Genomic DNA, 26,386 nt, shown 5'->3' on the forward strand with positions numbered 1-26,386 from the left:
CGGTCCTCAGCCCACGAGGATGGGGATCAGCATCTCGGTCGAGGTGAGCGATCCGTGGAGCCCGACGAGGGTGTCCTCGTAGGCGAAGTCGCGGGTCGAGACGATCGCGGTGTCGTCGTGGCAGGCGACCATCACGTCGCCGAGCCGGGGCAGCACCCGCGCGTCGACGGCCCCGAACCACCCGCGGGCGACCGCGTCCTCGCGGGCCAGGACCGTCGCCCGGTCCCCCAGCACCTCGCGCCACGTGGCGAGGACGTCGTCGACGGCGCGCCCGGAGCAGTAGAGGTGGCGGAAGCGGGCCTCGCCGCCGAGCAGCCACACCCCGTCGCGCATCCCGTCGACGGCGTCGACGTCCACGCGCGCCCCGCGCGGGCTGTCGACCATGCCGTGGTCGGCCACCACCAGCAGCCGGGTCGCGGCGGGCAGCGCCTCGCGCAGCTGCTCGGCCTCGGCGTCGACCATGGCGAGCTGCTGGAGCCACTGCGTGGAGGCCACGCCGAACTTGTGGCCCGTCCAGTCGAGGTCGGAGTCGTAGACGTAGGTCAGCGACGGCTGGTGGGCCGACGCGCTGACGGTCGCGGCGATCCGCTCACCGACACGGTCCGCGCCGACGTACGCCGCACCGCGCTGCGAGGCCACGGTGAGCCCGGAGCCGTCGAAGTCGCGCTTGTTGACCGACGTGACGTGCACCCCGGCCTCCGCCAGCCGTCCGAAGGCGGTCGGGTGCGGCTGCCACTCGACCGGGTCGATGGCCTTGTCCCACCCGAGGTGGTTGAGCAGGCGGTCTGTGCCGGGGATGCGGGCGGTGAAGCCCACCAGCCCGTGGGCGCCGGGGACCAGGCCGGTGCCGAGCGAGGTGAGCGAGGTCGCGGTCGTCGACGGGACCCCGGCGGTGCCGGTCGAGCCGCCCTCGAGGAGGGAGGAGAGGTACGGCGCCGCGTGGGCGTGGCGGGCGAGGAGCTCGGCGCCCATGCCGTCGACGAGGAACACGACGTACGACGGCGCGGGCGGCAGCTCGAGGCCGACCGGGTGTCCGTCCAGGGGTGTGCCGAGCGCGCGCGCCACGGACGGCACCACGTCGGCGAGCGAGCGGTCGCCGTACGCCGGCGGGGTGAAGGCGCCCGTCACCGGGGAGCGTTCATCCGCGCGTGCGCGCGGACAGCGCGTCGGAGAAGGCCAGCAGCCCGGCCACGGCGTCCGAGCCCTCGGCAGCCGCGGAGACCCGCAGGGTGTAGTCGTCGCCGGCCAGGGTGCCGGTGTAGCCGTGGTCGGCGTCGCACTCGGGGTCCGAGCACGCGGCGGGCTCGAGGTCGAGTCGACCCACGCCGCCCCACCCGATGGTCAGCACGGCCTCGGCCGGCGGCGCGACGCCCTTCGTCGGGTTGGCCACCATCCGGGTCACGACGACGGTGCGGATCGACGTCAGCGTGACCGCCTCGGTCGTGGTCGAGGTGTAGGGCTCGGGCAGCAGGTCGTCGCCAGGGTGCTCGTCGGTGTGGGCGATCACCAGCCGGGTCGGGGTCAGCAGCAGCGCTGTGAGGTGGCGGCGCACCTCTTCGTGGTCGAAGGTCGTCTCGTGGTGGACGAAGTAGGACACGACCTCCTCACCGCCTGCGGCCGAGAAGACGCCGTCGGCGACGACCTCGGGGTAGTAGCCGGTGCGGTGGATCTCCTTGCGGAGGTCCTGGGAGACGTCCGCGTCACGGGTGGAGCGAGGCATGGTGGCAGTCTGTCACGCAACCGGGCTCAGTCGGGGAGCGTGTCCCCCGGCATCGTGCTCAGGCGGCGCACGAACCAGTCCGAGCGCGCGTCCTGCACCTGCTCGACGCGCACCGACGCACCGAGCACGCTGGCACCCTCGGCACCGGCGAGGACGAGCGGCAGGTGGAGGGCGCGCACCTGCGGCAGGTCGTGCTGGAGCTGGGCGACCTGGCGCACCAGGCGCTCGATCTCGGCGACGTCGACGATCTCGCTGCCGCGGTAGCCGAAGAGCAGCGGCGAGGCCTTGATCTCGCGCACCATGTCCTGGGCGTCGTGGTCGGCCAGCGGCGGGATCCGGTAGGACCGGTCCGCGAGGAGCTCGGTCAGCGGGCCCCCGATGCCGAAGGACAGCACCGGGCCGAAGAGCGGGTCCTCGATGGTCGAGATGGTGACCGGCACCCCGGGGGGTGCGTTGCGCTGCACGACGAAGCCGGCGCGCTCGGGATCGGTGATCACCTCGTTGAGCGAGGTCCAGGCGTGGGCCATCTCGTCGGGGGTGTCGATGTTGCGCCACACGTGCGCGAGGTCCGGGCGGTCACGCAGGTGGTCAGCGGTCGCCTTCAGCACCACGTCCCAGTCCAGCGCCTCCCCCGCCGCCACGGCCTCGTCGACCGACTCGACGGCATAGGTGTCCCACAGGTCGATCCCGTAGGCACCGAGCAGCCGGCGCTGCTCGACGAAGTCGAGGTCGCGGCCCTCCGGGTGCCGCATCAGCACCTCGTTGACGAGGTGCCGGGCGTCGTCGCGGTCGTTGGACGGCAGGTCGCCGACCGTCGACTGCGGCACCCGCAGCCACACGGCGTACTCGACCACGTGGGCGAGCGCGCGCACCGCGGCCTCCACGGCCGGGTACGACGGCACCGACCCGCGGCCGGCGCTCGACCCCGCGACGTCGGGCACGCGCAGCAGCTCGGGCACGCCCTCGGTGCCGAGGAAGGTCGACACGATCGGCTTGTCGGACTGCTCGCCGACGGCGGCCAGGACGTTGGCGACCTCCTCGCGCGCACCGGTCACGTTGAGCGGCGGGATGAAGATGGCCGCGACGGCGTCGACCTCCGGGTCGTCGATCGCGGCGTCGAGCGCGTCCTCGAAGTCCTCGGCCGTCGCGTCGGCGCCGAGCGCTTCCTGGCGGTTGACCACCAGCCCGACGGAATTGGCCGCGTCGGCGGCGAGCAGGCCGAGCGCGTCGGAGTTGCCGACGATCGCCACCCGGCGACCGCGCGGCAGCGGCTGGTGGGCCAGCAGCTGGGCGACGTCGAACATCTCCTCCAACGACTCGACCTGGATGATCCCGGCCTGCCTGAACATCGCGTCGACGGCCTGGGCGGGCGCGCCGATCTTGCGGACCGCGTGGCCCATCGGGACGCCCTGCGAGCTGCGGCCCGACCGCACGGCGACGATCGGCTTGCGGCGGCTGACCCGGCGGGCGATCCGGGAGAACTTGCGCGGGTTTCCGATCGACTCGAGGTAGAGCAGCACCACCTCGGTGGCGTCGTCCTCCTCCCAGTACTGCAGGAGGTCGTTGCCCGAGACGTCGGCGCGGTTGCCGGCACTGACGAAGGTCGTCAGGCCCAGGCCGCGGTTCTGCACCTTCTCCAAGATGGCCGAGCCGAGCGCACCCGACTGGCAGAAGAACCCGGCGCGGCCGCGGGGCGGCATCACCGACGACAGCGAGGCGTTGAGCGAGACGTCCGGGTCGGTGTTGATGATGCCGAGCGCGTTCGGGCCGATCAGGCGCAGGCCGTAGGAGCGCGAGAGGCCCACCAGGCGCCGCTGGCGCATCCGGCCCTCCTCGCCGGTCTCGGCGAAGCCCGACGAGATCACCACCAGCCCGTGGACCCCCTTGGCGGCGCAGTCCAGCACCACGTCCTGCACCGCGTCGGCTGGCACCGCGACGATGGCGACGTCCACGTCATCGGGGATCTCGCCCACCGACTTCCACGCCGGCATGCCCGCGACCGAGTCGGCGCTGGGGTTGACGACGTGGATGCGACCGGAGAAGTTGCCCAGCACGAGATGGCGCACGAGCGCGCGGCCGATCGTGTCCTGGCGGCGGCTGGCGCCGATGATCGCGACCGACTTCGGGGAGAAGAAGCGCTCGATCGAGGCGTACTCCGCGCGGTGCTCGCGCTGCTCCATCACCCCGATCGCCGTGTCGGTGGGGTCGATGCGGAAGACCAGCTCCATCACACCGTCCTCGAAGGCGCTCTTGACCTGGTAGCCGGCGTCCTTGAACGTGTGGATCATCGCTTGGTTGTCGGGCAGCACCTCGGCGACGAACTCCTCGACCCCGCGCTCGCGGCCCGCCTGGGCCAGGTGCTCGAGCAGCAGCTGGCCGATGCCGCGGCCCTGGTGCTTGTCCTCGACCAGGAAAGCGACCTCGGCGTAGCCGGGACGGATCGTGTCGTAGCGGCCCACCGCGATCATCTGCCCGGCCACGGTGAGGATCATGGCGACCCGGTCGCGGTGGTCGACGCGCGTGAAGCGGTCGAGGTCACGCTCGGACAGCTCGGGCATCGGCGAGAAGAAGCGGTAGTACTTCGACTGGTCGGAGACGCGGCTGTAGAACTCCACGAGCAGCTCGCGGTCCTCCGGCTGCATGGGCCGGATGTGCGCCGTCCGGCCGTCGCGCAGCAGCACGTCCGCCTCCCAGTGGCGGGGCGGGGGCGTCGTCCCCACGTCTGTTGCAGCGTCCGCTTCGGTCACGACAGCAATCTATCGGGCACCGGACGAACTCGCTGGCCGAGTGGTCGAGCCATCCCCTTCGGCGAGCCCCGGACCGATCCCCGCCGGTGACCGGGGAGAATGGCGCCCATGGCACGACGTACGAAGCAGGAGCCCCTCCCGGACGACTTCGAGGAGCACATCCTCGACACCGACATCCGCGACGAGATGCAGACGTCGTTCCTGGAGTACGCCTACTCCGTCATCTACTCCCGGGCCCTGCCCGACGCGCGCGACGGCCTCAAGCCGGTGCAGCGCCGCATCCTCTACACGATGGACGACATGTCGCTGCGCCCCGACCGCGGCCACGTGAAGAGCGCCCGCGTCGTCGGCGAGGTCATGGGCCGACTGCACCCCCACGGCGACGGCGCGATCTACGACGCCCTGGTGCGGATGGCGCAGCCGTGGTCGATGCGGCTGCCGACCGTCGACGGTCACGGCAACTTCGGCTCGCCCGACGACTCCCCCGCCGCCATGCGCTACACCGAGTGCCGGATGGCGCCCGCCGCGGTCGCGATGACGGCCTCGATCGACGAGGACACCGTCGACTTCAAGCCCAACTACGACTCGCGCGAGACCGAGCCGGTCGTGCTCCCCGCCGCGATCCCGCACCTGCTGGTCAACGGCGCAGCGGGCATCGCCGTGGGCATGGCGACCAACATCGCCCCCCACAACCTGGTCGAGGTGGTGCAGGCGCTCAAGCACCTCATCACCCACCCCAAGGCCCAGCTCGACGACCTGATGCGCTTCATCCCGGGCCCCGACCTGCCCACCGGCGGCAAGATCGTCGGGCTCGACGGGATCCGCGACGCCTACGAGTCGGGCCGTGGCACCTTCAAGATGCGCGCCACCGCACGGATCGAGTCGGTGACCGCGCGCCGCAAGGGCATCGTGGTCACCGAGCTGCCCTACGGCGTCGGCACCGAGCGCGTGATGGAGCAGATCAAGAAGCTCGTCCTGGCCAAGAAGCTGCAGGGCATCGCCGACATCAAGGACCTCAGCGACCGCGAGCACGGCCTGCGCCTGGTCATCGAGGTCAAGAACGGCTTCGTCCCCGAGGCGATCCTCGAGCAGCTCTACCGCCAGACCGCACTCGAGGACTCCTTCGGCATCAACGCCGTGGCACTCGTCGACGGCCAGCCCCGCACGCTCGGCCTGAAGGAGATGCTCGAGGTCTTCCTCGGCCACCGCTTCGAGGTCGTACGCCGCCGCTCGGCGTTCCGCCGCAAGAAGGCCGCCGACCGGCTCCACCTCGTCGACGGCCTGCTCATCGCCATCCTCGACATCGACGAGGTCATCCAGGTCATCCGCGGCTCGGACAACGCGGCCGCGGCCAAGGAGCGTCTCATCGAGATCTTCGAGCTCTCCGACGTCCAGGCCGACTACATCCTCGACATGCCGCTGCGCCGCCTGACGAAGTTCAGCAAGCTGGAGCTGGAGAAGGAGAAGACCGAGCTCGAGCGCACGATCGAGTACCTCGACGCGATCCTCGCCGACGAGAAGCTGCTGCGGAAGGTCGTCTCCGACGAGCTCACCGACGTCGCCAAGGAGCACGGCACACCGCGACGCACGGTCCTGCTGGCCTCGGCCGGCAACACCGTCACCGCCACCACGCCGGTCGAGGTGGCCGACGACCCGTGCTTCGCGCTGCTGTCGTCCAGCGGCCTGCTCGCCCGTACGACGTCCGGCGCCGCGCCCGGCCAGGGCGAGGGCCGTGCCAGCCACGACGTCGTGACCAGCGCCGTACGCACCACCGCCCGCGGCGAGGTCGGGGTGCTCACCAACCGCGGCCGGTTGCTGCGGGTGGGCGTGCTCGACATGCCCGAGCTGCCCGACTCGGCCAACGACCCGAACCTCCAGGGCGGCTACCCGCTCAGCGAGCTGCTCCCCCTCGGCAGTGGCGAGCGCGCCCTCGCGCTCACCTCGCTGGCCACCGAAGGGCCGGGGCTCGCCCTCGGCACCCGCGACGGCATCGTCAAGCGGGTCAACCCCGAGGTGCTCAACCGCGACGAGTGGGAGGTGATCGGGCTCAAGGAGGACGACGAGGTCATCGGCGCCGTGGAGCTCGTCACCGGCGAGGAGGAGCTGTGCTTCATCTCTTCCGACGCCCAGCTGCTCCACTTCTCTGCGGCCGGCGTGCGCCCGCAGGGCCGCGCGGGTGGCGGCATGGCCGGGATCAAGCTCGGCCCGGGCCAGCACGTCGCCTTCTTCGGCGCGTTCGACCCCACCGACGCCGTGGTCGTCACCGCGTCCGGCTCCTCGACCGCGCTGCCCGGCACCGAGGCCGGCGCCGTCAAGGTCACCCCGTTCACCGAGTACCCCGGCAAGGGCCGCGCCACCGGGGGCGTACGCAGCCACCGCTTCCTCAAGGGCGAGGACACGCTCGTCACCGCCTGGGCCGGGCCGGGCCCGGCCCGCGCTGCCGCGTCCAGCGGCGCACCGGTCGACCTGCCCGAGGCCAACGGTCGCCGCGACGGGTCCGGCGTGCCCGCCCCCCAGCCGATCGCCGCGGTCGCCTCACCGGTGGCCCTTCAGGTCGCCTCCCAGGTCGCCGTGCAGGTCGGCGAGTCCCCGACCACCGCTGTGGAAGGCTGAGCACATGTCAGCCTCCGCCCGCGCCCGTAGCACTGGACGCCTCGCCGCCACGGCCACCTCGGTGCTCCTCGCCCTGCCCCTGCTCGCTGCCTGCTCCGGTGACGAGGGTGGCGCGGAGGCCGAGGGCAAGACGCCCGAGGAGGTCCTGGCCGAGGCCTCGACGCTGCTGTCCGAGACCAGCGGGGTCGACCTCACCCTGTCCACGGACGCCCTGCCCCAGGGTGTCTCCGGCATCACCCGGGCCGTGGGCACGGTGACCGACGCCCCGGCCTTCGAGGGCTCCATCACGGTCGTCTTCGCCGGCCAGACCGTCGACGTGCCGGTCATCGCCGTCGACGACACCGTCTATGCCCAGCTGCCGTTCACGCCGGGATACGACAAGGTCAACCCCAAGGAGTACGGCGCACCCGACCCGTCCGGTCTCGTCGGCGAGGACGGCTTCGCCGGCCTCCTCGGCCTCACCGAGTCGCCCGAGGAGGGCGAGAGCGTGCGCGGCGGAGCGGACAACTCCGAGGTCCTCACCACCTACACCGGCACCGTGCCGGGCCAGGCGATGGAGGCGATCATCCCGTCGTCGTCCGGCGAGTCCTTCGACGTCGAGTGGCAGGTCACCGACGAGGGCGAGCTGCGCACCGCGACCCTCACCGGGGTCTTCTACCCCCGCGCGGAGGAGATGACCTACACCGTCGAGTTCGCCGACTACGGCATCGAGCAGGAGATCGCCGCGCCGTGAGCGTGGGAGAGCAGGCGCAGGTCTCGCGCACCTCGCGGCTGCTCCTCGCGATGGCGGCGGTCGCCGTCGCCTTCGCCGCCGCCGACACCTACGTCGTGGTGCTGGCGCTGCCGGACATGATGACCGGCGTGGGGGTGCCGATCGACCAGCTCCAGCGGGCCGCACCGATCGTCAGCGGCTTCCTGCTGGGCTACGTCGCGATGCTGCCCCTGATCGGCCGCATCGCCGACCTCCGCGGGAGGGTTCCCGTCCTGGTCATGGCGCTCGTGCTCTTCGCCCTCGGCAGCCTGATCACGACGCTGGCCTACGACATGCCCAGCATCGTCGCCGGCCGCTTCCTCCAGGGCGTCGGCGGTGGCGGGCTGGTGCCGGCGACGCTGGCCCTGGTCGCCGACCTCTATCCCGCCGAGCGCCGCGGCGTCCCGCTCGGGATCGTCTCGGCCGTCCAGGAGATCGGGTCCGTGCTGGGCCCGCTCTTCGGCGCCGCGGTCCTCGCCTTCTCCGACTGGCGCGCGATCTTCGCGATCAACCTCGCCGTCGGGCTGGTCCTCGCAGCGGCCATCCGGGCGCTGGCACCCCCCGAACGCACGTCCCGGGGACGGCGCCGCGTCGACGTGGTGGGCCTGCTCCTCCTCGTGGCGACCATGGCCGGCGGGGCAGTCGTGTTCCTGCGGCCGGCTCCCCTGATGCGCGACCTCACGTGGGGCCAGCTGTTCATCCCGTTCGCCGGCGACGGGCGCTGGCTCACGCCGATCGGTGCGGCCACGATGGTGGCGCTGGTGCTGCTCGTGGCGTGGTGCTGGTTCGCCGCGCGGCCTCTGTTCGACCTGCGCGGCTGGGTGCGGGTGCTCGTCGAGGCCGACCTCACCGGCGCCCTGCTCCTCGCCGCCGCCCTGGGCGGGGTGATCCTCGCGTTCGCCACGGCCGACCCCAAGATCGAGGTGTTCTCCCCTCGCGGCCGGTGGTACCTCCTCGGCGCGGCGGTCGCGACCGGAGCCTTCGTCTGGCACGTACGCCGTGCCGCGAACCCGCTCGTGCCCCGCGGGGCGCTGCGGCGTACGCCGGCGTGGGGGGCGCTGCTCGTCAGCTTCTTCGTCGGCGCCGCGCTGATCGCCGCGCTCATCGACATCCCGCTCTTCGCCCGCACCACCGTCTACCCCGACGACCAGCTTCCCGCCGCGCTCGTGCTCGTCCGGTTCCTGCTGGCGCTGCCGGTGGGTGCCGTCGCGGGCGGCTACCTCATCCGCACGGTCTCCCCCGCGATCGTCACCGCGGGCGGGATGCTGATGGCGGCGACGGGCTTCGTGCTCATGACCCGCTGGGGCCTGACCACCATCGAGGAACCGATCGCCAACGTCGCGCTCATCACCGGCGGCCTCGGCTTCGGGCTCGCGCTCGCGCCGGTCAACGCCGCGCTGCTGGCCCACACCGACGACGACGTCCACGGCGTGGCCAGCGCCTTCGTGGTGGTGGCGCGGATGGTCGGCATGCTGGTCGGCATCTCCGCCCTGACGACCATCGGCCTGCGCCGCTACTACGCAGAGCAGGGCGAGGTGCCGCCCGTGCAGGAGGTCTGCGACGGCAAGAGCCGGTGCCAGGAGTTCTCCGACCTGCTGCGCGTGGCCGGGATCGCCCAGGAGCACGCCGTCTTCTGGGGTGCGGCCGGCTGCGCGGTCGTCGCGGCGGTGCTCGCCCTCGTGGTGTTCCGGGGCGTGCGCCCCGACCGGGTCAGCACCCGCGAAGCCCTGTCGGGCCATTGAGCGCAGCTACCGCACCGGCCGGGCTCGCCGCCGCGTTCACGAGGTGTGGTGCACCTCCTGCAAGGCGTACACCGGCGTCTCGATCCCTTCGAAGCGCGCCTTGAGCTGCAGCGCGAGGTAGAGCGAGTAGTGCCGGGACTGGTGGAGGTTGCCGCCGTGCATCCAGAGGTGCTCGACCTGCGTCGGTTTCCACATGTTGCGCTGCTCACCCTCCCACGGACCGGGGTCCTTGGTCGTGTCCGAGCCCAAGCCCCACACCTTGCCGAGGCGGTCGGCGGTCTGCTGGTCGATGAGGTCGGCCACCCAACCGTTCATCGAGCCGTAGCCGGTCGCGAGGACGACCACGTCGGCCGGCAGCTCGGTGCCGTCGGCCAGCACGACCGCGTCCTCGGTGAGGTGGTCGATCTGGCCGTTGACCAGCTTGACGTCCCCGTTGGCGACGAGGTCGGCGGCACCGACGTCGATGTAGTAGCCCGAGCCCCGCCGCAGGTACTTCATGAACAGCCCCGACCCGTCATCACCCCAGTCGTGGTCGAAGCCGGACGCCTCGAGCCGGTCGTAGAAGTCCTTGTCCTTCTCCGCCATCGCCTCGTAGGCGGGGATCTGGAAGGTGTGCAGGATCCGGTAGGGCAGCGAGGCGAAGATCAGGTCGGCCTTCTCCGTGGTGACCCCGGCCGCGACCGCGCGCTCGGAGTAGAGGTCGCCGACGCCGATCTCCATCAGGCTGTCGCTCTTCACGACGTGGGTGGAGCTGCGCTGGACCATCGTCACGTCGACGTCGTTCTCCCACAGCGCCCCGCAGATGTCGAAGGCGGAGTTGTTGCTCCCGATGACGACCACCTTCTTGCCCCGGTAGGCGTCCGGTCCGGGGTGCGCGGACGAATGGTGCAGGTCGCCGGCGAAGACGTCCATGCCTGGCACGTCGGGGATGTTGGGCTTGCCGGACATCCCGGTGGCGAAGACGAGCTCGGTCGGGCGCAGGGTCAGCGGCCTGCCCTCCCGCTCCACCTCGACCGTCCACTGACCCGTCTCCTCGGAGTAGGACGCGCTGGTGGCCGTCGTGCTCGACCAGTAGGGCACCTCCATGATCTTCGTGTAGGACTCGAGCCAGTCGCCGATCTTGTCCTTGGGCGCGAAGACCGGCCAGTTGTCCGGGAACTTCAGGTAGGGCAGGTGGTCGTACCAGACGGGGTCGTGGAGGCACAGCGACTTGTAGCGGTTGCGCCACTGGTCGCCCGGCCGCGGGTGCTTGTCGATCACCAGGCTCGGGACGCCGAGCTGGCGCAGCCGCGCACCGAGGGCGATCCCGCCCTGGCCGCCGCCGATCACGAGGACGTACGGCTGGGTCGTGCTGCCGAGGCTCTCGGCCTCCTCCTGCCGGCGCTCGAGCCACGTCCGACGCTGCTTGTCGGCACCGTGCTCCGCGCCGCGCGGGCGGTGCTCGTTGCGAGGCTCCTCGTGGCCCTTGAGCTCGTAGAGCGTGGTGAGGAAGGTGAACGCGCGGTGCTGGCCCTCCTCCTCGACCAGGCGCACCAGGCCGCGGCCCCGGCCGACCGCGGTCTCGAAGACGAACCACGCGGTGGTCACCCCGTCCGCCTCGTCCGCGGGCTCGTCGAGGGCGAAACCGGACGGGTCGGTGCGCTCCAGGGTGCTGGTGAGCAGGTCGCCCACCCCGTCGCGGCCCTCGACGGTCGTGAGGTTCCAGCTGAAGGAGACGAGGTCCCTCCAGTACGACTCGGTGGCGAACATCGCGGCTGCTCTCGCGGTGTCGCGCGCGGCGAGGGCCGCCTCGAATCCCTCCAGCCAGGCGTGGGCGACCTGGCTCGCGTCGTTCGTGGTGGCGGGTGGCTCCAGGGTCTGGGTCATGGTGTCTCCTTCCGACGTGACCCACGACACACCCGGTCGTAGGATCGGCGGGAGGGTTGCAGGAGGTTGCAACGCCGGGGAGGCCAGGCCGGGAGGCACGATGGGCGACGACGTCGGCAGCTCGCACCGCGCTCGCGACCGGGCACTGACCGACGACACCGCGACTGCTGCCCGTCCGGAGATCAGCGCCTCCTGGCGCCGGGTCCGTGCGGGTGGCCTGGCGCCTGGGGCCGAGCCCGAGGTGGCGCCGCTGTCGGAGGCCGAGGTGGCGTCCCGCCGCTCGACGAGCACGCTCGCTCCCCTGCTGCCGAGCATCACCGCCTCCCTGGAGCCCGTCGTCGACGACGGGCTGCTGATGGTCGTGACCGACTCGGACGGTCGGGTCCTGTGGCGCCGCGGGCGCACTGGCGTACGCCGTCTCGCCGACCGACTCGGCTTCGTGTCCGGGTCGGCCTGGACCGAGGCCAACGTCGGCACCAACGCGATCGGCACCTGTCTCGTCCTCGGCGAGCCAGTGCACATCCGGGGGCCCGAGCACTACGTCGAGTCGCACACACGGTGGAGCTGCGCGGCCGCACCGGTGCGCGACCCGTGGACCGGCGAGACACTCGGCGCGATCGACATCAGCGGACCCGCGCGGTCCGTCCAGCGCTCGGTGCTGGCCCTGGTCGGGGTGAGTGCCCGGCTTGCCGCGGCGGAGGTGCGCACCGAGCACGCGCAGACCCTCGATCGCCTCAGGGCCTACGCCGCACCTGTGGTCGCCCGGGTGGGTGGCCGCGCCCTCGCCGTGGACCCGGCCGGCCACATCGCGGCCGTGACGGGGTTCACCGCTCCGGAGCGCCTGGTGCTCCCCGCCGACTTGTCGGTCGACTCGACGTGGCTGCCCACCCTGGGCGCCGTGACGGTGGAGCCCTTGCCGGGCGGGTGGCTCGTCCGTCTCGGCGCCGAGGTGGCGGCGGCGACCGACCTGGTGCTCGACCTGCGCGAGCGACCGGTGCTGCGGGTCCGCACGCCCAGCCACGCCTGGGAGCACCGGCCCAGCCCCAGGCATGCGGAGATCCTGCTGGCGCTCATCGGCGCCCGCGAGGGGCGAACGGCGGCCGAGCTCGCGGACGACCTGTTCGCCGACCCGACGCGCGTGGTGACGGTGCGCGCGGAGATGTCACGCTTGCGTCGCACCCTGGGGTCACTGCTGGAGGCGCAGCCCTACCGCATCGCGCCTGCGGTCCTGGCCAGCGTGCTGCTCCCCTCCGCTGGCGTGGCCATCGAGGGCTCCGGCGCCCCGGTCGTCTCGGCGATCCAGTCCACCGGACGGCTCCGCGCCTCACGAGGCCGACGCGTTGGATAATGTGCCTCCGTGGACGACTTCGACGACCTGATGCAGGCGAACCGCGGTTTCGCGGACACCTTCGACCTGGGCGGATTCGACGGCAAGGCGCACGCCGGCATCGCCCTCGTCACGTGCATGGACTCGCGCATCGACCCCCTGCGGATGCTCGGGCTCAAGCACGGCGACGCCAAGATCTTCCGCAACCCGGGCGGCCGGGTCACGCCCCAGGCGCTCGAGGCCCTGGTCCTCGGCGTGCACCTGCTCAACGTGCAGCGGATCCTCGTCGTGCCGCACACCCGCTGCGCGATGGCGTCGGCCTCCGAGGCTGAGCTGCGGGTGCGCGTCGGCGAGTCCGCCGGCGTCGACGCCAGCTGGCAGACCTTCGGTGTGGTCGCCGACCAGCTCGAGCAGCTGCGCGAGGACGTCGTCAAGGTCCGCACGCACCCCCTCATCGGCGAGCGCGCGGCAGTCGGCGGCTTCCTCTACGACGTCGACACCGGCCTGCTGACCCAGCACGCCTGAGCCCCCGCCGGGCATCGGTGAGGGATCCCCGGCTGACCGGGGATCCCCGAACTTGTCGGCCCTTGCACGGCCTGACAAGTTCAGGGAGAGCCTGACAACCCACGCGGCGGCGCCGCTCACTCGGGCGCAGAGCCGCCGTACGTCGCTTGGTGCCGCCGGATGGTCTCGGAGATCTCGGCGCGCTTGCGGTCGCCCTGACGGATCCGCTGGGCGTCCTCCATCCCGTGTCGGACCGCCAGCCGGATCACCCAGTAGAGGACGAGCAGCGCCGGCCCCCACACGATGGAGGTCAGGAGGATCTGAGCGACGAGGTCCATGACGGGACACTAGCGAATCCGCTTCCCGATGGTGTCAGGACCGACCGCGTCGGCAGGTCCAGACCGGGCTGTCGGCCGGGCCCGAACCGAGAGCAGACTGCTGTCGTCCACAACCGGAAGGAGGTGGCGAGATGCCCTTGTTCATGGACGTCCACCACATGGAGGGCGGGGTCGCGGTCGGTGACGTCGCCCAGGCGCACATGGCCGACCTGCAGGAGCAGTCCCAGCACGGCGTGACCTACCTGAAGTACTGGGTCAACGAGGCCGAGGGCAAGATCTTCTGCCTCGTCGACGCGCCCGACGCGGAGTCGGCCAACACCGTGCACCGCGAGGCGCACGGCCTGGTCGCCGACGAGATCTACGAGGTCAGCGAGGGGTCCTGACCCGCTGCGACGGGCGGCCTACCTGAGCGTCTGCTTCCCACCGTGCAGCAGCGTGATGAGCTGGGCGACCTTGCCGTCGGTCGCCGCGTCGCGGGCGAAGGACGTCAGGTTCATCACCGGAGCGAACTTCTGCCGCGTCACGGCCTTGGCGTAGGTGAACTCCCGCAGGCCGTCGGGGCCGTGGATCCGGCCGAAGCCCGACTGGCCGACCCCGCCGAACGGCAGCCCCGGCACGGCCGCGAAGGCGATGACGGAGTTCACCGAGGTCATGCCCGAGCGGATGCGGTGGGCGATCGACAGGCCGTTGCTCTTCGAGAAGACCGCCCCGGCCAGGCCGTACTGGGTGGCGTTGGTGAGGCGTACGGCCTCGTCCATGCTCTTCACCGGGTTGATGGCCAGCGTCGGGCCGAAGGTCTCCTCGGTGATCTCCGTGGAGTCCTCGGGCACGTGGGTGAGGATCGTGGGCTGCACGAAGCGCTCCCCCACCGCGTCGGGACCGCCGAGGACGACGCGGGCACCGCGGGCGACCGCGTCCTCGATGTGGCTCCTGATCACGCCCAGCTGGGACGGCATGGTGATCGGGCCGATCTTCGCCCCCGCGTCGGCACCCGCGCGGAGCCCGTCGGCCTGCGCGAGGATCTCGGCCAGGAAGGCGTCGAAGACCTTCTCGTGGACGTAGACCCGCTCGGTGCCGATGCAGGTCTGGCCGGCGTTGGACATCCCGCCCCACAGTGCCGCCTCGGCGGCCTTGGGCAGGTCGGCGTCCTCGTCGACGATCAGCGAGTCCTTGCCGCCGGCCTCGATGACGACCGGGGTGAGGTTCTCCGCGCAGGCCGCCATCACCTTCTTGCCCGTGCGGCCGGAGCCGGTGAAGGCGAGCTTGTCGATCCGCGCACGGCACAGCGCGTTGCCGGTGTCGCCGAGTCCGGTCACCACCTGCAGCACGTCGCGACCGTGCACGACCTCGCGGAAGCTGTCGGCGAGCCACTGGCCGACGCCGGGCGTGAACTCACTGGGCTTGAAGACGACCGAGTTGCCCGCCGCGAGCGCGTAGGCGATCGAGCCCATCGGCGTGAAGACCGGGTAGTTCCACGGCCCGATGACGCCGATCACGCCGAGCGGGTGGTAGGCGACGGTGGCGGCCTGGTTGGCCATCAGCAGGCCGGAGGAGACCTTGCGCGCCCCCAGCACCTTCTTGGCGTTCTTCGCCGCCCACGCGATGTGGTCGATGGCGAGCACGATCTCGAGCTGGGCGTCGCCGTGGGGCTTGCCGGTCTCGCGGTGGACAAGGTCAGCGAGCTGGGCGATGCGCCGGGTCATCACGCTGCGCCACGTCAGCAGGTGGTCGGCACGCTCGTCGAAGGAGAGGTTGCCCCACCAGTCGACGGCGTCGCGGGCGCGCGCCACCGCCGCGTCGACCTCGTCACGCCCCATCACCGGGTGCGTGCCGACGAGGTCGCCGTTGGCCGGGTCGAGCGAGTCGAACGTCTCGGACGCGGTGACCGGAGCGGGGGCGGACGGCTCGAGCGTGGTGCTCATCGGGGTCCCCGCGGCGCTTGCTCGGAGGAGCGGAGCGGAGGAGAGGAACGTCGTGGGGTGATCATCGGGACTCCTTGATGAGGTCGGCGCACTTCTCGCCGATCATGATGGTGGGGGCATTGGTGTTGCCGCGCGGGACGCGTGGCATGACGGAGGCGTCGGCGACCCGGAGGCCCTCGACACCGTGGACCCGGAGCTGCGGGTCCACGACGCTGCCCTCGACCGTGCCCATCGCGCAGGTCGCGACGGGGTGGTAGAGCGTCTGGCCGAGCCGGCCGATCCCCTCGATGATCTCGTCGTCGCTCGGGTCGGCCGAGGCGGGGATCCACGGCTCGTCGACGTAGGTCGCGATGGGCCCCTGGCGCAGGATCTCAAGCGCGGTGCGGAAGCCGCCGATCATGGCCTCGAGGTCGGCGCGGTCGTCGAAGTAGCCCGGGTCGATCTCGGGGTGCCAGGTCGGGTCGGCGGAGCGCAGCTTCACGTGGCCCGAGCTCTGCACGTTGACCAGCGTGACGGCCGTGGTCAGCGCGCGGCGTACGGGCTCGTGCATGCCGTTGTCGTAGAACCCCGTCGGCGCGACGTGGAGCTGGACGTCCGGCAGGTCGAGGTCGTCGCGCGAGGCGTAGAAAGCGCCCGCCTCGCCGACGTTGGAGCTCAACGGGCCCTTGCCGGTCGCCTTCCACTTCAGCAGGTTGCCGACACCGAGCATCTCAGCGATGTCCGTGGTGTCCCGGGTGTAGGTCAGGATCCCCGCAGCCGGGTGGTCCTGGAGCTTCTGGCCGACTCCGGACGACTCGACCGCGACGTCGATGCCCACGTCGCGCAGGTGCGCGCCGGGGCCGATACCGGACAGCATCAGCAGCTGCGGACTGTTGATCGCGCCGCCGCTGAGCACGACCTCGGCCTCGACCCGGGCGACGTGCTCCTCGCCGCCGCGGGTGTACGCCACTCCCACGGCGCGGGTGCCCTCGAGCAGGATCCGGGTCACGAAGGACTCGGTGCGGACGGTGAGGTTGGGGCGCTTGTCGGCGGGGTGGATGTAGGCGTCGGCCACGGACCACCGTCGCCCCTTCCTGCACGTCACCTGGTAGAGGCCGACACCCTCCTGCTCGGCGCCGTTGAAGTCGTCGTTGCGCTTCAGTCCGGCCGCCACACCGGCCTCGACGAACGCCGTGCTCAGCTCGTGGTCGTAGGTGCGGTCCTCGACGTGGAGGGGGCCGTCGGTGCCGTGGAAGCGGCCACCGAGGCGGGTGTTGCCCTCGGACTTCTTGAAGTAGGGCAGCACGTCCTCGAAGCCCCACCCCGTGGCGCCGTAGGCGTCGCGCCACTCGTCGTAGTCGGCGTGGTTGCCGCGGATGTAGATCATCGCGTTCATCGACGAGCACCCGCCGAGGGCCTTCATGCGCGGCCAGTAGGCCCGGCGCCCGTCGAGGTGCTTCTGGGGGGTGGTCTCGTAGTTCCAGTCCCACTTGGTCTTGAACAGCATCGAGAACGCGAGCGGGATGTGGATGTTGTCGTCGTCGTCGGCCGGACCCGCCTCCAGCAGCAGCACCCGGACGTCCGGGTCCTCGGTGAGCCGGGCGGCGACGACACCGCCGGCGCTGCCCGATCCGATGACGACGTAGTCGAACTTCTCGTCGGGCATGTGCTCCCTCTCGACCTGCTGTGACGCGGGCCACAAACCTACTCAGAGGTAGATCGCGACACAACCGCTGTCAGCGTCGGGACGCGTCAAACGTGCGTGGTCGCAAGGCGGAGGAGGCAGCGCGATCTTGGAGCGAAGCGATCGCGCAACGACGACAACGCAGCGAACGCGTGCGTTTCACGCGTCCTACGCGTCCAGGGTCTCGACGTCGACCTCATAGGCACCCTGCACGATGAACTCCTTGCGGGGCGCGACGTCGGATCCCATCAGCAGCTCGAAGACACGGGTGGCCTCGTCGACGTCGTCGATGGTGAGCTTGCGCAGCGTGCGGTGGCGCGGGTCCATGGTGGTCTCGGCCAGCTGGTCGGCGTCCATCTCGCCGAGGCCCTTGTAGCGCTGGACCGGGTCCTTCCAGCGCACGTTCTTCCTCTTCAGCTCGGCGAGGCGGCGCTGCAGCTCGTCGTCGGAGTAGGTGTAGATGTACTTCTCCATCCCCTTCTTGGGGTTGGACAGCTCGATGCGGTGCAGCGGCGGCACGGCCGAGTAGAGCCGGCCGTCGCGCACGAGCTCGGGCATGTACTTGAAGAACAGCGTGGCCAGCAGGCACCGGATGTGGGACCCGTCGGAGTCGGCGTCCGCCATGAGGATGATCCGCCCGTAGCGGGCCGCCTCGAGGTCGAACGTACGCCCGGAGCCGGCACCGACGACCTGGATGATCGAGGCGCACTCGGCGTTCTTGAGCATGTCGCCGACCGAGGCCTTCTGGACGTTGAGGATCTTGCCGCGGATCGGCAGCAGCGCCTGGAACTCGCTGCTGCGGGCGGCCTTGGCGGTGCCCATGGCCGAGTCGCCCTCGACGATGAACAGCTCGGTGCGCTCGGTGTCGCTGCTGCGGCAGTCGAAGAGCTTGGCCGGCAGCGCAGAGGACTCCAGCGCGGTCTTGCGGCGCTGGTTCTCCTTGTGCTGACGCGCCGCCAGTCGCGTCTTGGAGGCTCCGGCGACCTTCTCCATCAGGAGCTTGGCCTGTGCCTTCTCGGCTCGCTTGGTCGAGGTGAGGAACGCCTTGAGCTCCCCCGCCACGACCTTGCGCACCACGCCCCGAGCCGCGGGCGTGCCGAGGATCTCCTTGGTCTGGCCCTCGAACTGCGGCTCCGCCAGGCGCACCGTCACGACGGCGGTGAGGCCCTCCAGGACGTCGTCCTTGATGACGTCGGTGTCCGCGGCCTTGAGCACCTTCGCGGCGCGCATCGCGTCGTTGAAGGTCTTGGTCAGCGCGCTCTCGAAGCCGCTGACGTGCGTGCCGCCCTTGGGCGTGGCGATCACGTTCACGAAGGAACGGACCTCCGTGTCGTAGGCGGTGTCCCAGCGCACGGCGACGTCGACGGTCAGCTCGCGCTCGACCTCCTGCGGCGTCATGTGGCCCTTGTCGTCGAGCAGCGGCACGGTCTCGGTGAAGGTGTCGGTGCCCTGCAGGCGCAGGATGTCGGTGACCGGCTCGCCGTGGGAGAGGAAGTCCACGAACTCGGCGATGCCGCCGTCGTGGCGGAACTTCTCCTCGACCATCTCGTCGGTGCGCTGGTCGCGGATGACCAGCTCGAGGCCCGGCACGATGTACGACGTCTGGCGCGCGCGACCGATCAGGCCCTCCATCTCGAAGCGCGCGTCCTTGGTGAAGATCTGGCGGTCCGGCCAGAACCGGATGCGGGTGCCGGTCTTGCCCTTGGCCACGCGCTTGCCCTTGCGGGTCAGGCCGGACTGCGGGGTGAAGGCCGCCGAGGGACCGTCGCCGTCGAACACGCCGGGGACGCCGCGCTGGAAGGAGAGGCCCTGCTGCGAGGGCGAGCGGTCGACGTCGATGTCCATCCGCTCGGACAGCGCGTTGACGACCGACAGGCCGACCCCGTGCAGGCCGCCCGTGGCGACGTAGGAGCCGCCGCCGAACTTGCCGCCCGCGTGGAGCTTGGTCGCCACGACCTCGACGCCGGAGAGCCCGGTCTTGGGCTCCTTGTCGGTCGGGATGCCGCGCCCGTCGTCGTACACCTCGACGGAGCCGTCGTCGTGCATCGTCACCTCGACGCGGTGCGCGACGCCGGCCAGCGCCTCGTCGACACCGTTGTCGATGATCTCCCACAGGCAGTGCATCAGGCCGCGGGTGTCGGTCGAGCCGATGTACATGCCCGGCCGCTTGCGCACGGCGTCGAGGCCCTCGAGGACCAGGAGGTGTGCTGCGTTGTAGGTGTTGTCTGCCGGTGCTGCCACGGACGTCCTGTCGTGCGGTGCGGGTGGTGCTGCGAACACGCCGAGACTACCCGCGACACGCCGTGGCCCGGCGGAGGCACGCCTGCCCCGGCGAGGGCTCCGGCAGGGCTAGCGTGGGCGACCTCACCAGGTTTCACTTCGGCAACGGCTCGTCCACGGATGGGGACAACGCCCACGGCGGAGGGTGTGACGTGATTGACTGAAAGCCGTTCTCGATCTACACCGCCGGCGGGAATCTTTGTCCCACTGGCTACGTTGGGCCAGACACCGATGAACAAGAAATGAGGCTGACGTGACCACTGCCACCGCACCCACCCAGGCCGTCCTGACGGCCGGTGACCGCTGCGACCGCTGCGGCGCCCAGGCCTACCTCCGCGTGGAGCTCCAGTCCGGAGGTGAGCTGCTCTTCTGCGCCCACCACGCCCGGGAGCACGGCGAGAAGCTCCGTGAGGTCGCCGCCACCGTGCACGACGAGACGCACAAGCTCGGCACGCCGGCTGCGAACCCGGAGGCCTGACCCGCACCCGACCACCCACCGACTTCCCGAACGGCCCCGGACTCAGCTCTCCGGGGCCGTTCTGCGTCCCGGGGCGGGCCCGACCGGATGGACGTCTGGGAGGCTACGCACGTGAGCGCCACCGAGATCCTCCTCGCCCTCGTCATCGCCGTCGGCGTCGTGGGCGTGATCGTCCCCGTCCTGCCCGGCACCGTCCTCGTGCTGGGGGCGGTCCTCGTGTGGGCCCTCGACGTCGGCACCGCGACCGCATGGGCGGTCTTTGCCGTGAGCGCCACGTTCCTCGTCGTGGGCGCGGTCGTGAAGTATCTCGTCCCCGGCCGGCAGCTCAAGGCGTCCGGGGTGCCCAACCGGACCCTGCTCGCCGGAGCCCTGCTGGGCTTCGTCGGCTTCTTCGTGATCCCGGTCGTCGGGCTCTTCGTCGGCTTCGTGCTCGGCGTCTACCTCGCCGAGCGCGCCCGGGTCGGCGGCGCGGTCGCGTGGCCCTCCACCAAGCACGCGCTCCGGGCGGTCGGCGTGTCGATCCTCATCGAGCTCGTGGCGGCCGCCCTGGCGGCCGCGACGTGGGTCGTCGGCGTGGTGGTCACCTGATGGCGGTGCTGTTGTCGCTCGCGGCGGCGCTGGCCTACGGCCTCTCCGACTTCGTCGGCGGCATCGCGTCGAGGCGTACGTCGGCGTGGCCGGTGGCGTTCGTCGGCACGGTGGCGGCCCTGGCGGGCGCAGTCGTCCTGGTGCTGGTGACGCCCGGCTCGCCGACCACCGCGCACCTCTGGTGGGGAGCACTGGCGGGCGTCGGCTCCGGCGCTGGCGGCGCCTTCCTCTACCGCGGGCTGGCCGCCGGCCGGATGGGCGTCGTCGCGCCGATCTCCGCCGTCGGCGCCGCGCTGCTGCCGGTCTGCGTCGGGGTCGCGACCGGTGAGCGCCCGGCCCTGCTCGTGTGGCTGGGCATCGCCGCGGCCGTCCCGGGGATCTGGCTGGTGAGTCGCGAGCCGGGTGCCGGCGACCTCGCTGCCGGGATCCTCGACGGCGTCCTCGCGGGCCTCGGCTTCGGGCTGCTCTTCGCCGCGATGGGCCAGGTCCCGGAGGAGGCCGGCTTCGCGCCCCTGGCCGTGGCGCAGGCCGTGGCCGTGGTCGGCGTGGCGCTCACCGCCACGAGCCTGGGCGGACGCTGGGTGCCGTGGCACCGGTCGCAGGTCTGGGGCGCCGTGGCCGGCCTGCTGGCCTCCGCGGCCGCGGTCGCCTTCCTGCTCGCGACCCAGACCGGGCTGCTCACCGTCGCCTCGGTGGTGACCTCGCTGTATCCCGCGATCACCATCGCCCTCGCCGCCGTGGTCCTGCGCGAGCGCATCCACGGCCCCCAGGGCCTCGGGCTGCTGCTGTGCGGCGTCGCTGTCGGTCTCGTCGCCGCCGGCTGACCGCGGTCAGGCCCCCAGGCCGGACTCGATCGGCAGGCTCCACCGACGGCGCTCCGGCGACCAGTCGACGACCCGGGTCGAGCCGTCCGTCGGGTCGGCCATCTTCACCGACACCCTGACGGTGGCCGGGGTCTCGAGGCACGCGCGGTCGATCCGCACCCGCACCGAGTTCTTGATGCCCCAACTGTACTTCGCGTCGTAGTCGCACTCGACCCGCTCGTCGGTGCCGCGCCACCCCTTCGCGGTGGTGAGCACGTAGTCGGTGCCGTCGTTCAACCCGCTGCTGAGGACGTACTCGGCCCCCTTCTCGCCACGATCGGTGTCGATGAAGACCGACAACCCCGCGGCACTCGAGCGCGTCAGGTCCTGGAAGCGCACCTTCACCACGACGTTGCCGGCGCCGTGCTTGGCCCGCACCGCGCGGACGTCGGTGAGCGAGCCGCTCGCGTCGGCCGGGTCGGACGTGCTGTAGAACTCCGCGTGCGCCGGCGCGGCCACGAGGCTCGCGAGGACGACGGCGGAGCAGGCGGTCAGGGCGGTCCGAGGTCTCATGGCCCCACTGTGGCACCACCACCATCCGCGCTCCACCTACCTGAGGGGGTGGATCGGCCTCCGGGTGGCACGATGGCGCCATGGCGTGCGAGCGGACCGGGGACGTGCGTCGCCGCCGGTCGACGCTCGCCGCAGGCCTCGTCACGGTGCTCACCCTCACTGCCTGCACGCCCCAGGACGGGCCCGACGACGCGGCACCGACCTCGACGCCCTCCTCGACCACCTCGGCACCGCTTCCCTCCCCGACACCACCCCCCGCACCGCCCGTACGCCGCCCGGTGCGGATCGCGGTCGCGGGAGACATCCACTTCGAAGGAGTCCTCGCCGACCGCTTGCGGGACCCGGCGACGGCGCTGGGCCCCGCGGCCGCCGCACTGCGCGCGGCTGACGTCGCGGTCGTGAACCTCGAGACGTCGGTGGGTACGGGCGGTGAGCCGGAGGCGGGCAAGCGCTTCACCTTCTCCGCCGGGCCGGAGGCCCTCGACGCGCTGGCCGCTGCCGGGGTCGACGTCGCGAGCATGGCCAACAACCACGCGCTCGACTTCGGTCGGGCCCGGCTGCCCAGCACCCTGCGCGCGGTCGAGGACGCGGCTCCTGCCCTCGACGTGGTCGGGATCGGCCGCACCGCGCGTCAGGCCTTCCGCCCGGCGCTGGTCGAGGTCGGCGGCACGGTCGTGGCGACCCTTGCCGCCTCCGTCGCCGACCAGGACCCGACCGCCGACCCCACCGGTCGGTGGGCGGCCACCGACGAGCGCCCGGGCGTCGCCACCGCCCTCGACCCGACCCGGCTGCTCGCGACGGTCCGCCGCACCGACCGTCGGGCCGACGTCGTGGTGGCCTACCTCCACTGGGGCGTCCAGGGCCAGCGGTGCCCGAGCGCCGACCAGCGCAGCCTCGCGACCCGGCTCGTGCGAGCGGGCGCCGACGTCGTGGTCGGCAGCCACGCCCACGTCGTCCAGGGCGACGGGCGGCTCGGACAGGGCTACGTCGCCTACGGGCTCGGCAACTTCGCCTGGTACTCCCCCGGCACCGCGACGACCGCCCGCACCGGGGTGCTCAACCTCGCCGTGCGACCGCCTCGCGAGCGGGCCGGGCGTGCCCGCGTCGTGCGTTCGTCCTGGTGGCCGGCCCGGATCGGCGTGGACGGACTGCCGTCACGCGTCCGGGGTGCCGACGCAGAGGCCTTCGCGGCCGAGCGCCGCTCGCTCCGCTCCTGCGCCGGGCTGGGCGGCTGATCCGCCGCTACCTCGGCGCCAGCCACTCCAGGACGAGTCGCCCCACGCGTTCCAGCTGCTCGGCGGACACGACCTCGGGGACGTCCGCCGCCGAGTGGTAGCCGACGTAGGGCGTGGAGCCGAGCCGTGCGGCCGGCAGGCCGTCGCGGACGAAGGACCAGTGGTCGCTGCTGCGCTGCTCGGGGTCCGCGACCACGGGGACCTCGGCGCGGCGGGCCGCGGCGAGCAGGCTGCGCTGGACGGGGTCGGACGCGGTGGCGGAGCCGACCGGCACGCGATCGCCCACGCCCACGCGGTCGAGCGAGACCATCGCGCGCAGTGCCCGGCGCTCCTTCGGTCCCATCAGGGCGACGTAGCGCCGCGAGCCGTAGTGGTGGTCGGCGTCGCTGGGCCCGCGCGGCTCCTCGGCCCCGAAGGCGACGAGCACGACGGGCAGGCGCGTACGCCGCTGCGCGACCGCTTCCGCGACCGCGAGCAGCACGCCGACGCCCGAGGCGTTGTCCTCCGCACCCGGGGCCTGCGGGACGGTGTCGAGGTGCGCACCCACGACCAGGTGCGGGTCGCCCGGCTCCAGCCCGGGCGGTGTCGCGACGACGTTGACCGACCTGCCGGCCGGCACCGCGATGCCCCAGGACTCCCCGGCGGGCACGTCCACGCGCTGGCGTACGACGTCGTAGCCCAGCCGGTCCAGCCGGCGTGACACCCAGCCGGCGGCCTGCCGGTAGGCGGGGCCGGTCGCCTCGCGGGGCCCCACCACCCCGGCCAGGTGGCGTACGGCTGCGACGGCGACTGTCCGGTCGAGGTCACCGGCGCGCACCGGGTCCACGACTGCTACGTCCGGCTCCGGTGCCGCGGACGTCGAGGCGCTCGGGGACGGCGTCGTCGGCTCGGCGCTCGCCTGCGACGGCGGCGGCGCGGGAGGGCGTACGTCGCCGCTCGAGCACCCCGCAACGGCGAACAGCGCCGCCGTGAGGGCGACGCTGCTCGCGAGACGGCGCATGTCCGTCATGGTGTGGATCAGTCCAGGTAGTCGCGCAGGACCTGCGACCGGCTGGGGTGCCGCAGCTTCGACATGGTCTTCGACTCGATCTGGCGGATGCGCTCGCGCGTCACGCCGTACACCTTGCCGATCTCGTCGAGGGTCTTGGGCTGGCCGTCGGTGAGGCCGAATCGCATCGAGACCACGCCGGCCTCGCGCTCGGACAGGGTGTCGAGCACCGCGTGGAGCTGCTCCTGGAGCAGGGTGAACGACACGGCGTCGGCCGGGACGATCGCCTCGGAGTCCTCGATGAGGTCACCGAACTCCGAGTCGCCGTCCTCGCCGAGCGGCGTGTGGAGCGAGATGGGCTCGCGGCCGTACTTCTGGACCTCGATGACCTTCTCGGGGGTCATGTCGAGCTCCTTGGCGAGCTCCTCGGGCGTGGGCTCGCGGCCCAGGTCCTGCAGCATCTGCCGCTGGACGCGGGCGAGCTTGTTGATGACCTCGACCATGTGGACCGGGATGCGGATGGTACGCGCCTGGTCGGCCATGGCGCGGGTGATGGCCTGGCGGATCCACCACGTCGCGTAGGTCGAGAACTTGTAGCCCTTGGTGTAGTCGAACTTCTCGACCGCACGGATCAGGCCGAGGTTGCCCTCCTGGATGAGGTCGAGGAAGAGCATGCCGCGACCGGTGTAGCGCTTGGCCAGCGAGACGACGAGACGCAGGTTGGCCTCGAGGAGGTGGTTCTTGGCACGACGGCCGTCCTCCGCGATCCACTCGTACTCCTCGAGCATCTTGGGGCTGATCCGCCCGCCCTTGCCGAGCTTCTCCTCGGAGAAGAGGCCGGCCTCGATGCGCTTGGCGAGATCGACCTCCATCTCGGCGTTGAGGAGGGGGACCTTGCCGATCTGCTTGAGGTAGTCCTTGACCGGGTCGGCGGTCGCGCCGGCGACCATGACCTGCTGCTCGGGCTCGTCGGTCTCGTCGGCCGCGGAGACGGTGAAGGCCTGCTTCTCGTCCTCCTTGATCGTCGGGTCCTTGGCGACGTCCTTCTCGAACACCTCGTCCGGGATGTCGGGGAGGATCTTCTTGCCGTCGGCCCCGAGGACGGGCGTCTCCGCGCCGAGGTCGACGACCTCGTCGGTGGCGGCAGCCTTCTTGGCGGGCGCCTTCTTCGCGGCGGCCTTCCTGGCAGGTGCCTTCTTCGCCGGCGCCTCGGCGACGGGCGCTGCCGTGGTGGCGGCGGCCTTGGCCGGCGTGGTCTTCGCGGCGGCCTTCTTGGCCGGTGCCTTCTTCGCCGCGGCCGTGCTGGACGAGCGCTTGCTCGTCGCTGCGACCGCGCGCAGGCTGGCGGCGTCGACCTGGACCGAGATCCCCAGACCGCTCAGGTGCACGAGGAGTGCCTTCAGGTGGCGGGGCTCGACACCGGCCTCGTCACTGGCGCGACGTACGTCCTCGGGGGACACGGTGCCGGTGGGGGTCCCGCCGGCGAGCAGGGCGGTGATGGAGGGGTGCGTGAGCACCTCCGCGGGGAGCAACTTGCGTGCGTGTGAAGACACGAACACCTCTCGTCGGACAGCTTCGGGGCGCGGCGAGGCCCGGTGACGTCAAGAGCCGCACCGTCATTCTGCCACGGCCCTCCACGGCCCGTGGCACCCGGTCCCGATCGGAGCTCCGGCGCGGCGAGGTCAGGACCTGGCCTGGGCCTTCTTCGCCTTCTTGAAGTCGCGCACCTTCTGCAAGGAGTCCGCATCGACCACGTCCGCAACCGAGCGGTGGCCCTCGAGGGCGTAGTCACCGACCGCGGCCTCCCACCCCTCAGGGCGTACGCCGAGCTGCTTGGCGAGCAGGGCGACGAAGATCTGGGCCTTCTGCTTGCCGAAGCCCGGCAGCGCCATCACGCGCTTGAGCAGGTCCTTGCCGTCCGCGGCCTCGGTCCACAACCGCGCCGCGTCACCGCCGTAGGTCTCCTCCACGATGCGGGCGAGCTCCTGCAGGCGTGAGGCCATCGACCCCGGGAAGCGGTGGATGGCCGGCGGGGTCGACGCCATCGCGGCGAACTCGTCGGGGTCGGCCGCGGCGATCGCCTCGGGCGCGATCGTGCCGAAGCGGTCCAGCACCTTGGCCGGTCCCCGGAACGCGTGCTCCATCGGGTACTGCTGGTCCAGCATCATCCCGGCCAGCAGGGCGAAGGCGGAGTCGTCGAGAACCTTGTCGGCGGCGGGGTCGCCGGTGATCTGGAAGCCCATGGGTC

General features: G+C 71.8%; 22 protein-coding genes. 10 read left to right on the forward strand and 12 right to left on the reverse strand.

Features of this window, described 5'->3' with window-relative positions; genetic code table 11:
• Positions 1 to 6: 6 nt before the first annotated feature.
• Genes IRX98_RS03535 through IRX98_RS03545 form a run of 3 tightly spaced genes read right to left on the reverse strand, consistent with a single transcriptional unit; the run spans position 7 to position 4,467 of the window.
• Positions 7 to 1,128 (reverse strand): alkaline phosphatase family protein, encoded by a 1,122-nt coding sequence (locus IRX98_RS03535; RefSeq protein ID WP_224273896.1) that lies wholly within the window; start codon positions 1,126 to 1,128, stop codon positions 7 to 9.
• Positions 1,129 to 1,138: 10 nt separating this feature from the next.
• Positions 1,139 to 1,720: a DUF5998 family protein gene (locus IRX98_RS03540; RefSeq protein ID WP_207085238.1), complete on the reverse strand. Its 582-nt coding sequence runs from the start codon at positions 1,718 to 1,720 to the stop codon at positions 1,139 to 1,141.
• A gap of 26 nt (positions 1,721 to 1,746) precedes the next feature.
• Positions 1,747 to 4,467, reverse strand: coding sequence for a bifunctional acetate--CoA ligase family protein/GNAT family N-acetyltransferase (locus tag IRX98_RS03545; protein WP_224273897.1), 2,721 nt, complete (start codon positions 4,465 to 4,467; stop codon positions 1,747 to 1,749).
• A gap of 108 nt (positions 4,468 to 4,575) precedes the next feature.
• Here IRX98_RS03545 and IRX98_RS03550 point away from each other — a divergent pair, with 108 nt between their 5' ends.
• The 3 genes from IRX98_RS03550 to IRX98_RS03560 are packed head-to-tail and all read left to right on the forward strand — an operon-like array spanning position 4,576 to position 9,573.
• Positions 4,576 to 7,080, forward strand: a complete 2,505-nt coding sequence (locus IRX98_RS03550; RefSeq protein WP_224273898.1) for a DNA gyrase/topoisomerase IV subunit A — start codon at positions 4,576 to 4,578, stop codon at positions 7,078 to 7,080.
• Positions 7,081 to 7,084: 4 nt separating this feature from the next.
• Entirely contained in the window at positions 7,085 to 7,813 is a 729-nt protein-coding gene (locus IRX98_RS03555; RefSeq protein ID WP_224273899.1) for an LppX_LprAFG lipoprotein, read from the forward strand.
• Positions 7,810 to 9,573, forward strand: a complete 1,764-nt coding sequence (locus tag IRX98_RS03560; protein WP_224273901.1) for an MFS transporter — start codon at positions 7,810 to 7,812, stop codon at positions 9,571 to 9,573. The genes IRX98_RS03555 and IRX98_RS03560 overlap by 4 nt, the downstream gene beginning before the upstream one ends.
• A gap of 36 nt (positions 9,574 to 9,609) precedes the next feature.
• On the opposite strand, the gene IRX98_RS03565 is transcribed toward IRX98_RS03560, so the two are convergent.
• Positions 9,610 to 11,439, reverse strand: coding sequence for a flavin-containing monooxygenase (locus IRX98_RS03565; protein ID WP_224273903.1), 1,830 nt, complete (start codon positions 11,437 to 11,439; stop codon positions 9,610 to 9,612).
• Positions 11,440 to 11,539: 100 nt separating this feature from the next.
• Between IRX98_RS03565 and IRX98_RS03570 the strand changes: the two genes are divergently transcribed.
• Positions 11,540 to 12,787 (forward strand): GAF domain-containing protein, encoded by a 1,248-nt coding sequence (locus IRX98_RS03570; RefSeq protein ID WP_224273905.1) that lies wholly within the window; start codon positions 11,540 to 11,542, stop codon positions 12,785 to 12,787.
• A 9-nt stretch (positions 12,788 to 12,796) separates the two neighbouring features.
• Positions 12,797 to 13,291 (forward strand): beta-class carbonic anhydrase, encoded by a 495-nt coding sequence (locus IRX98_RS03575; protein ID WP_224273908.1) that lies wholly within the window; start codon positions 12,797 to 12,799, stop codon positions 13,289 to 13,291.
• A 116-nt stretch (positions 13,292 to 13,407) separates the two neighbouring features.
• Here IRX98_RS03575 and IRX98_RS03580 read toward each other — a convergent pair whose 3' ends face one another.
• Positions 13,408 to 13,608 carry a hypothetical protein gene (locus IRX98_RS03580; RefSeq protein WP_224273910.1) on the reverse strand — a complete coding sequence of 67 codons (201 nt, stop codon included), beginning with the start codon at positions 13,606 to 13,608 and terminating at the stop codon, positions 13,408 to 13,410.
• Positions 13,609 to 13,739: 131 nt separating this feature from the next.
• On the opposite strand from IRX98_RS03580, the gene IRX98_RS03585 reads away from it, so the two are divergent.
• Positions 13,740 to 13,991 carry a DUF4242 domain-containing protein gene (locus IRX98_RS03585; RefSeq protein WP_224273912.1) on the forward strand — a complete coding sequence of 84 codons (252 nt, stop codon included), beginning with the start codon at positions 13,740 to 13,742 and terminating at the stop codon, positions 13,989 to 13,991.
• Between the two features lie 18 nt (positions 13,992 to 14,009).
• Here the strand turns inward: IRX98_RS03585 and IRX98_RS03590 are convergent, their stop codons facing one another.
• The 3 genes from IRX98_RS03590 to IRX98_RS03600 form a co-directional block, all read right to left on the reverse strand.
• A complete protein-coding gene (locus IRX98_RS03590; RefSeq protein ID WP_224273914.1) occupies positions 14,010 to 15,530 on the reverse strand; it encodes an aldehyde dehydrogenase family protein in 1,521 nt (506 codons plus the stop codon).
• A 61-nt stretch (positions 15,531 to 15,591) separates the two neighbouring features.
• A complete protein-coding gene (locus IRX98_RS03595; RefSeq protein WP_224273916.1) occupies positions 15,592 to 17,175 on the reverse strand; it encodes a GMC family oxidoreductase in 1,584 nt (527 codons plus the stop codon).
• 186 nt (positions 17,176 to 17,361) lie between these two features.
• Complete coding sequence (locus IRX98_RS03600; protein WP_224273919.1) at positions 17,362 to 19,434, reverse strand: DNA gyrase/topoisomerase IV subunit B; 2,073 nt, start codon at positions 19,432 to 19,434, stop codon at positions 17,362 to 17,364.
• A 292-nt stretch (positions 19,435 to 19,726) separates the two neighbouring features.
• Between IRX98_RS03600 and IRX98_RS03605 the strand changes: the two genes are divergently transcribed.
• From IRX98_RS03605 to IRX98_RS03615, 3 genes are all read left to right on the forward strand, one after another.
• Complete coding sequence (locus tag IRX98_RS03605; protein WP_207085228.1) at positions 19,727 to 19,951, forward strand: DUF7455 domain-containing protein; 225 nt, start codon at positions 19,727 to 19,729, stop codon at positions 19,949 to 19,951.
• 111 nt (positions 19,952 to 20,062) lie between these two features.
• Positions 20,063 to 20,539: a DUF456 domain-containing protein gene (locus tag IRX98_RS03610; protein ID WP_224273921.1), complete on the forward strand. Its 477-nt coding sequence runs from the start codon at positions 20,063 to 20,065 to the stop codon at positions 20,537 to 20,539.
• A complete protein-coding gene (locus IRX98_RS03615; protein ID WP_224273922.1) occupies positions 20,539 to 21,363 on the forward strand; it encodes an EamA family transporter in 825 nt (274 codons plus the stop codon). Before IRX98_RS03610 ends, IRX98_RS03615 begins: the two co-directional genes overlap by 1 nt.
• Before the next feature lie 6 nt (positions 21,364 to 21,369).
• Here the strand turns inward: IRX98_RS03615 and IRX98_RS03620 are convergent, their stop codons facing one another.
• Positions 21,370 to 21,915 carry a hypothetical protein gene (locus IRX98_RS03620; protein ID WP_224273923.1) on the reverse strand — a complete coding sequence of 182 codons (546 nt, stop codon included), beginning with the start codon at positions 21,913 to 21,915 and terminating at the stop codon, positions 21,370 to 21,372.
• Between the two features lie 80 nt (positions 21,916 to 21,995).
• Here IRX98_RS03620 and IRX98_RS03625 point away from each other — a divergent pair, with 80 nt between their 5' ends.
• Positions 21,996 to 23,150 carry a CapA family protein gene (locus tag IRX98_RS03625; protein WP_224273924.1) on the forward strand — a complete coding sequence of 385 codons (1,155 nt, stop codon included), beginning with the start codon at positions 21,996 to 21,998 and terminating at the stop codon, positions 23,148 to 23,150.
• 7 nt (positions 23,151 to 23,157) lie between these two features.
• On the opposite strand, the gene IRX98_RS03630 is transcribed toward IRX98_RS03625, so the two are convergent.
• From IRX98_RS03630 to IRX98_RS03640, 3 genes are all read right to left on the reverse strand, one after another.
• The gene (locus tag IRX98_RS03630; protein WP_224273925.1) at positions 23,158 to 24,150 is read right to left on the reverse strand and encodes a M28 family metallopeptidase; all 993 of its coding nucleotides are present in this window, start codon (positions 24,148 to 24,150) and stop codon (positions 23,158 to 23,160) included.
• Positions 24,151 to 24,167: 17 nt separating this feature from the next.
• A complete protein-coding gene (locus IRX98_RS03635) occupies positions 24,168 to 25,505 on the reverse strand; it encodes an RNA polymerase sigma factor (protein ID WP_372456011.1) in 1,338 nt (445 codons plus the stop codon).
• A 315-nt stretch (positions 25,506 to 25,820) separates the two neighbouring features.
• A complete protein-coding gene (locus tag IRX98_RS03640; protein ID WP_224273927.1) occupies positions 25,821 to 26,381 on the reverse strand; it encodes an HhH-GPD-type base excision DNA repair protein in 561 nt (186 codons plus the stop codon).
• Positions 26,382 to 26,386: the final 5 nt, after the last annotated feature.

Origin of the sequence: Nocardioides lacusdianchii (assembly GCF_020102855.1) — a bacterium.
GTDB lineage: Bacteria > Actinomycetota > Actinomycetes > Propionibacteriales > Nocardioidaceae > Nocardioides > Nocardioides lacusdianchii.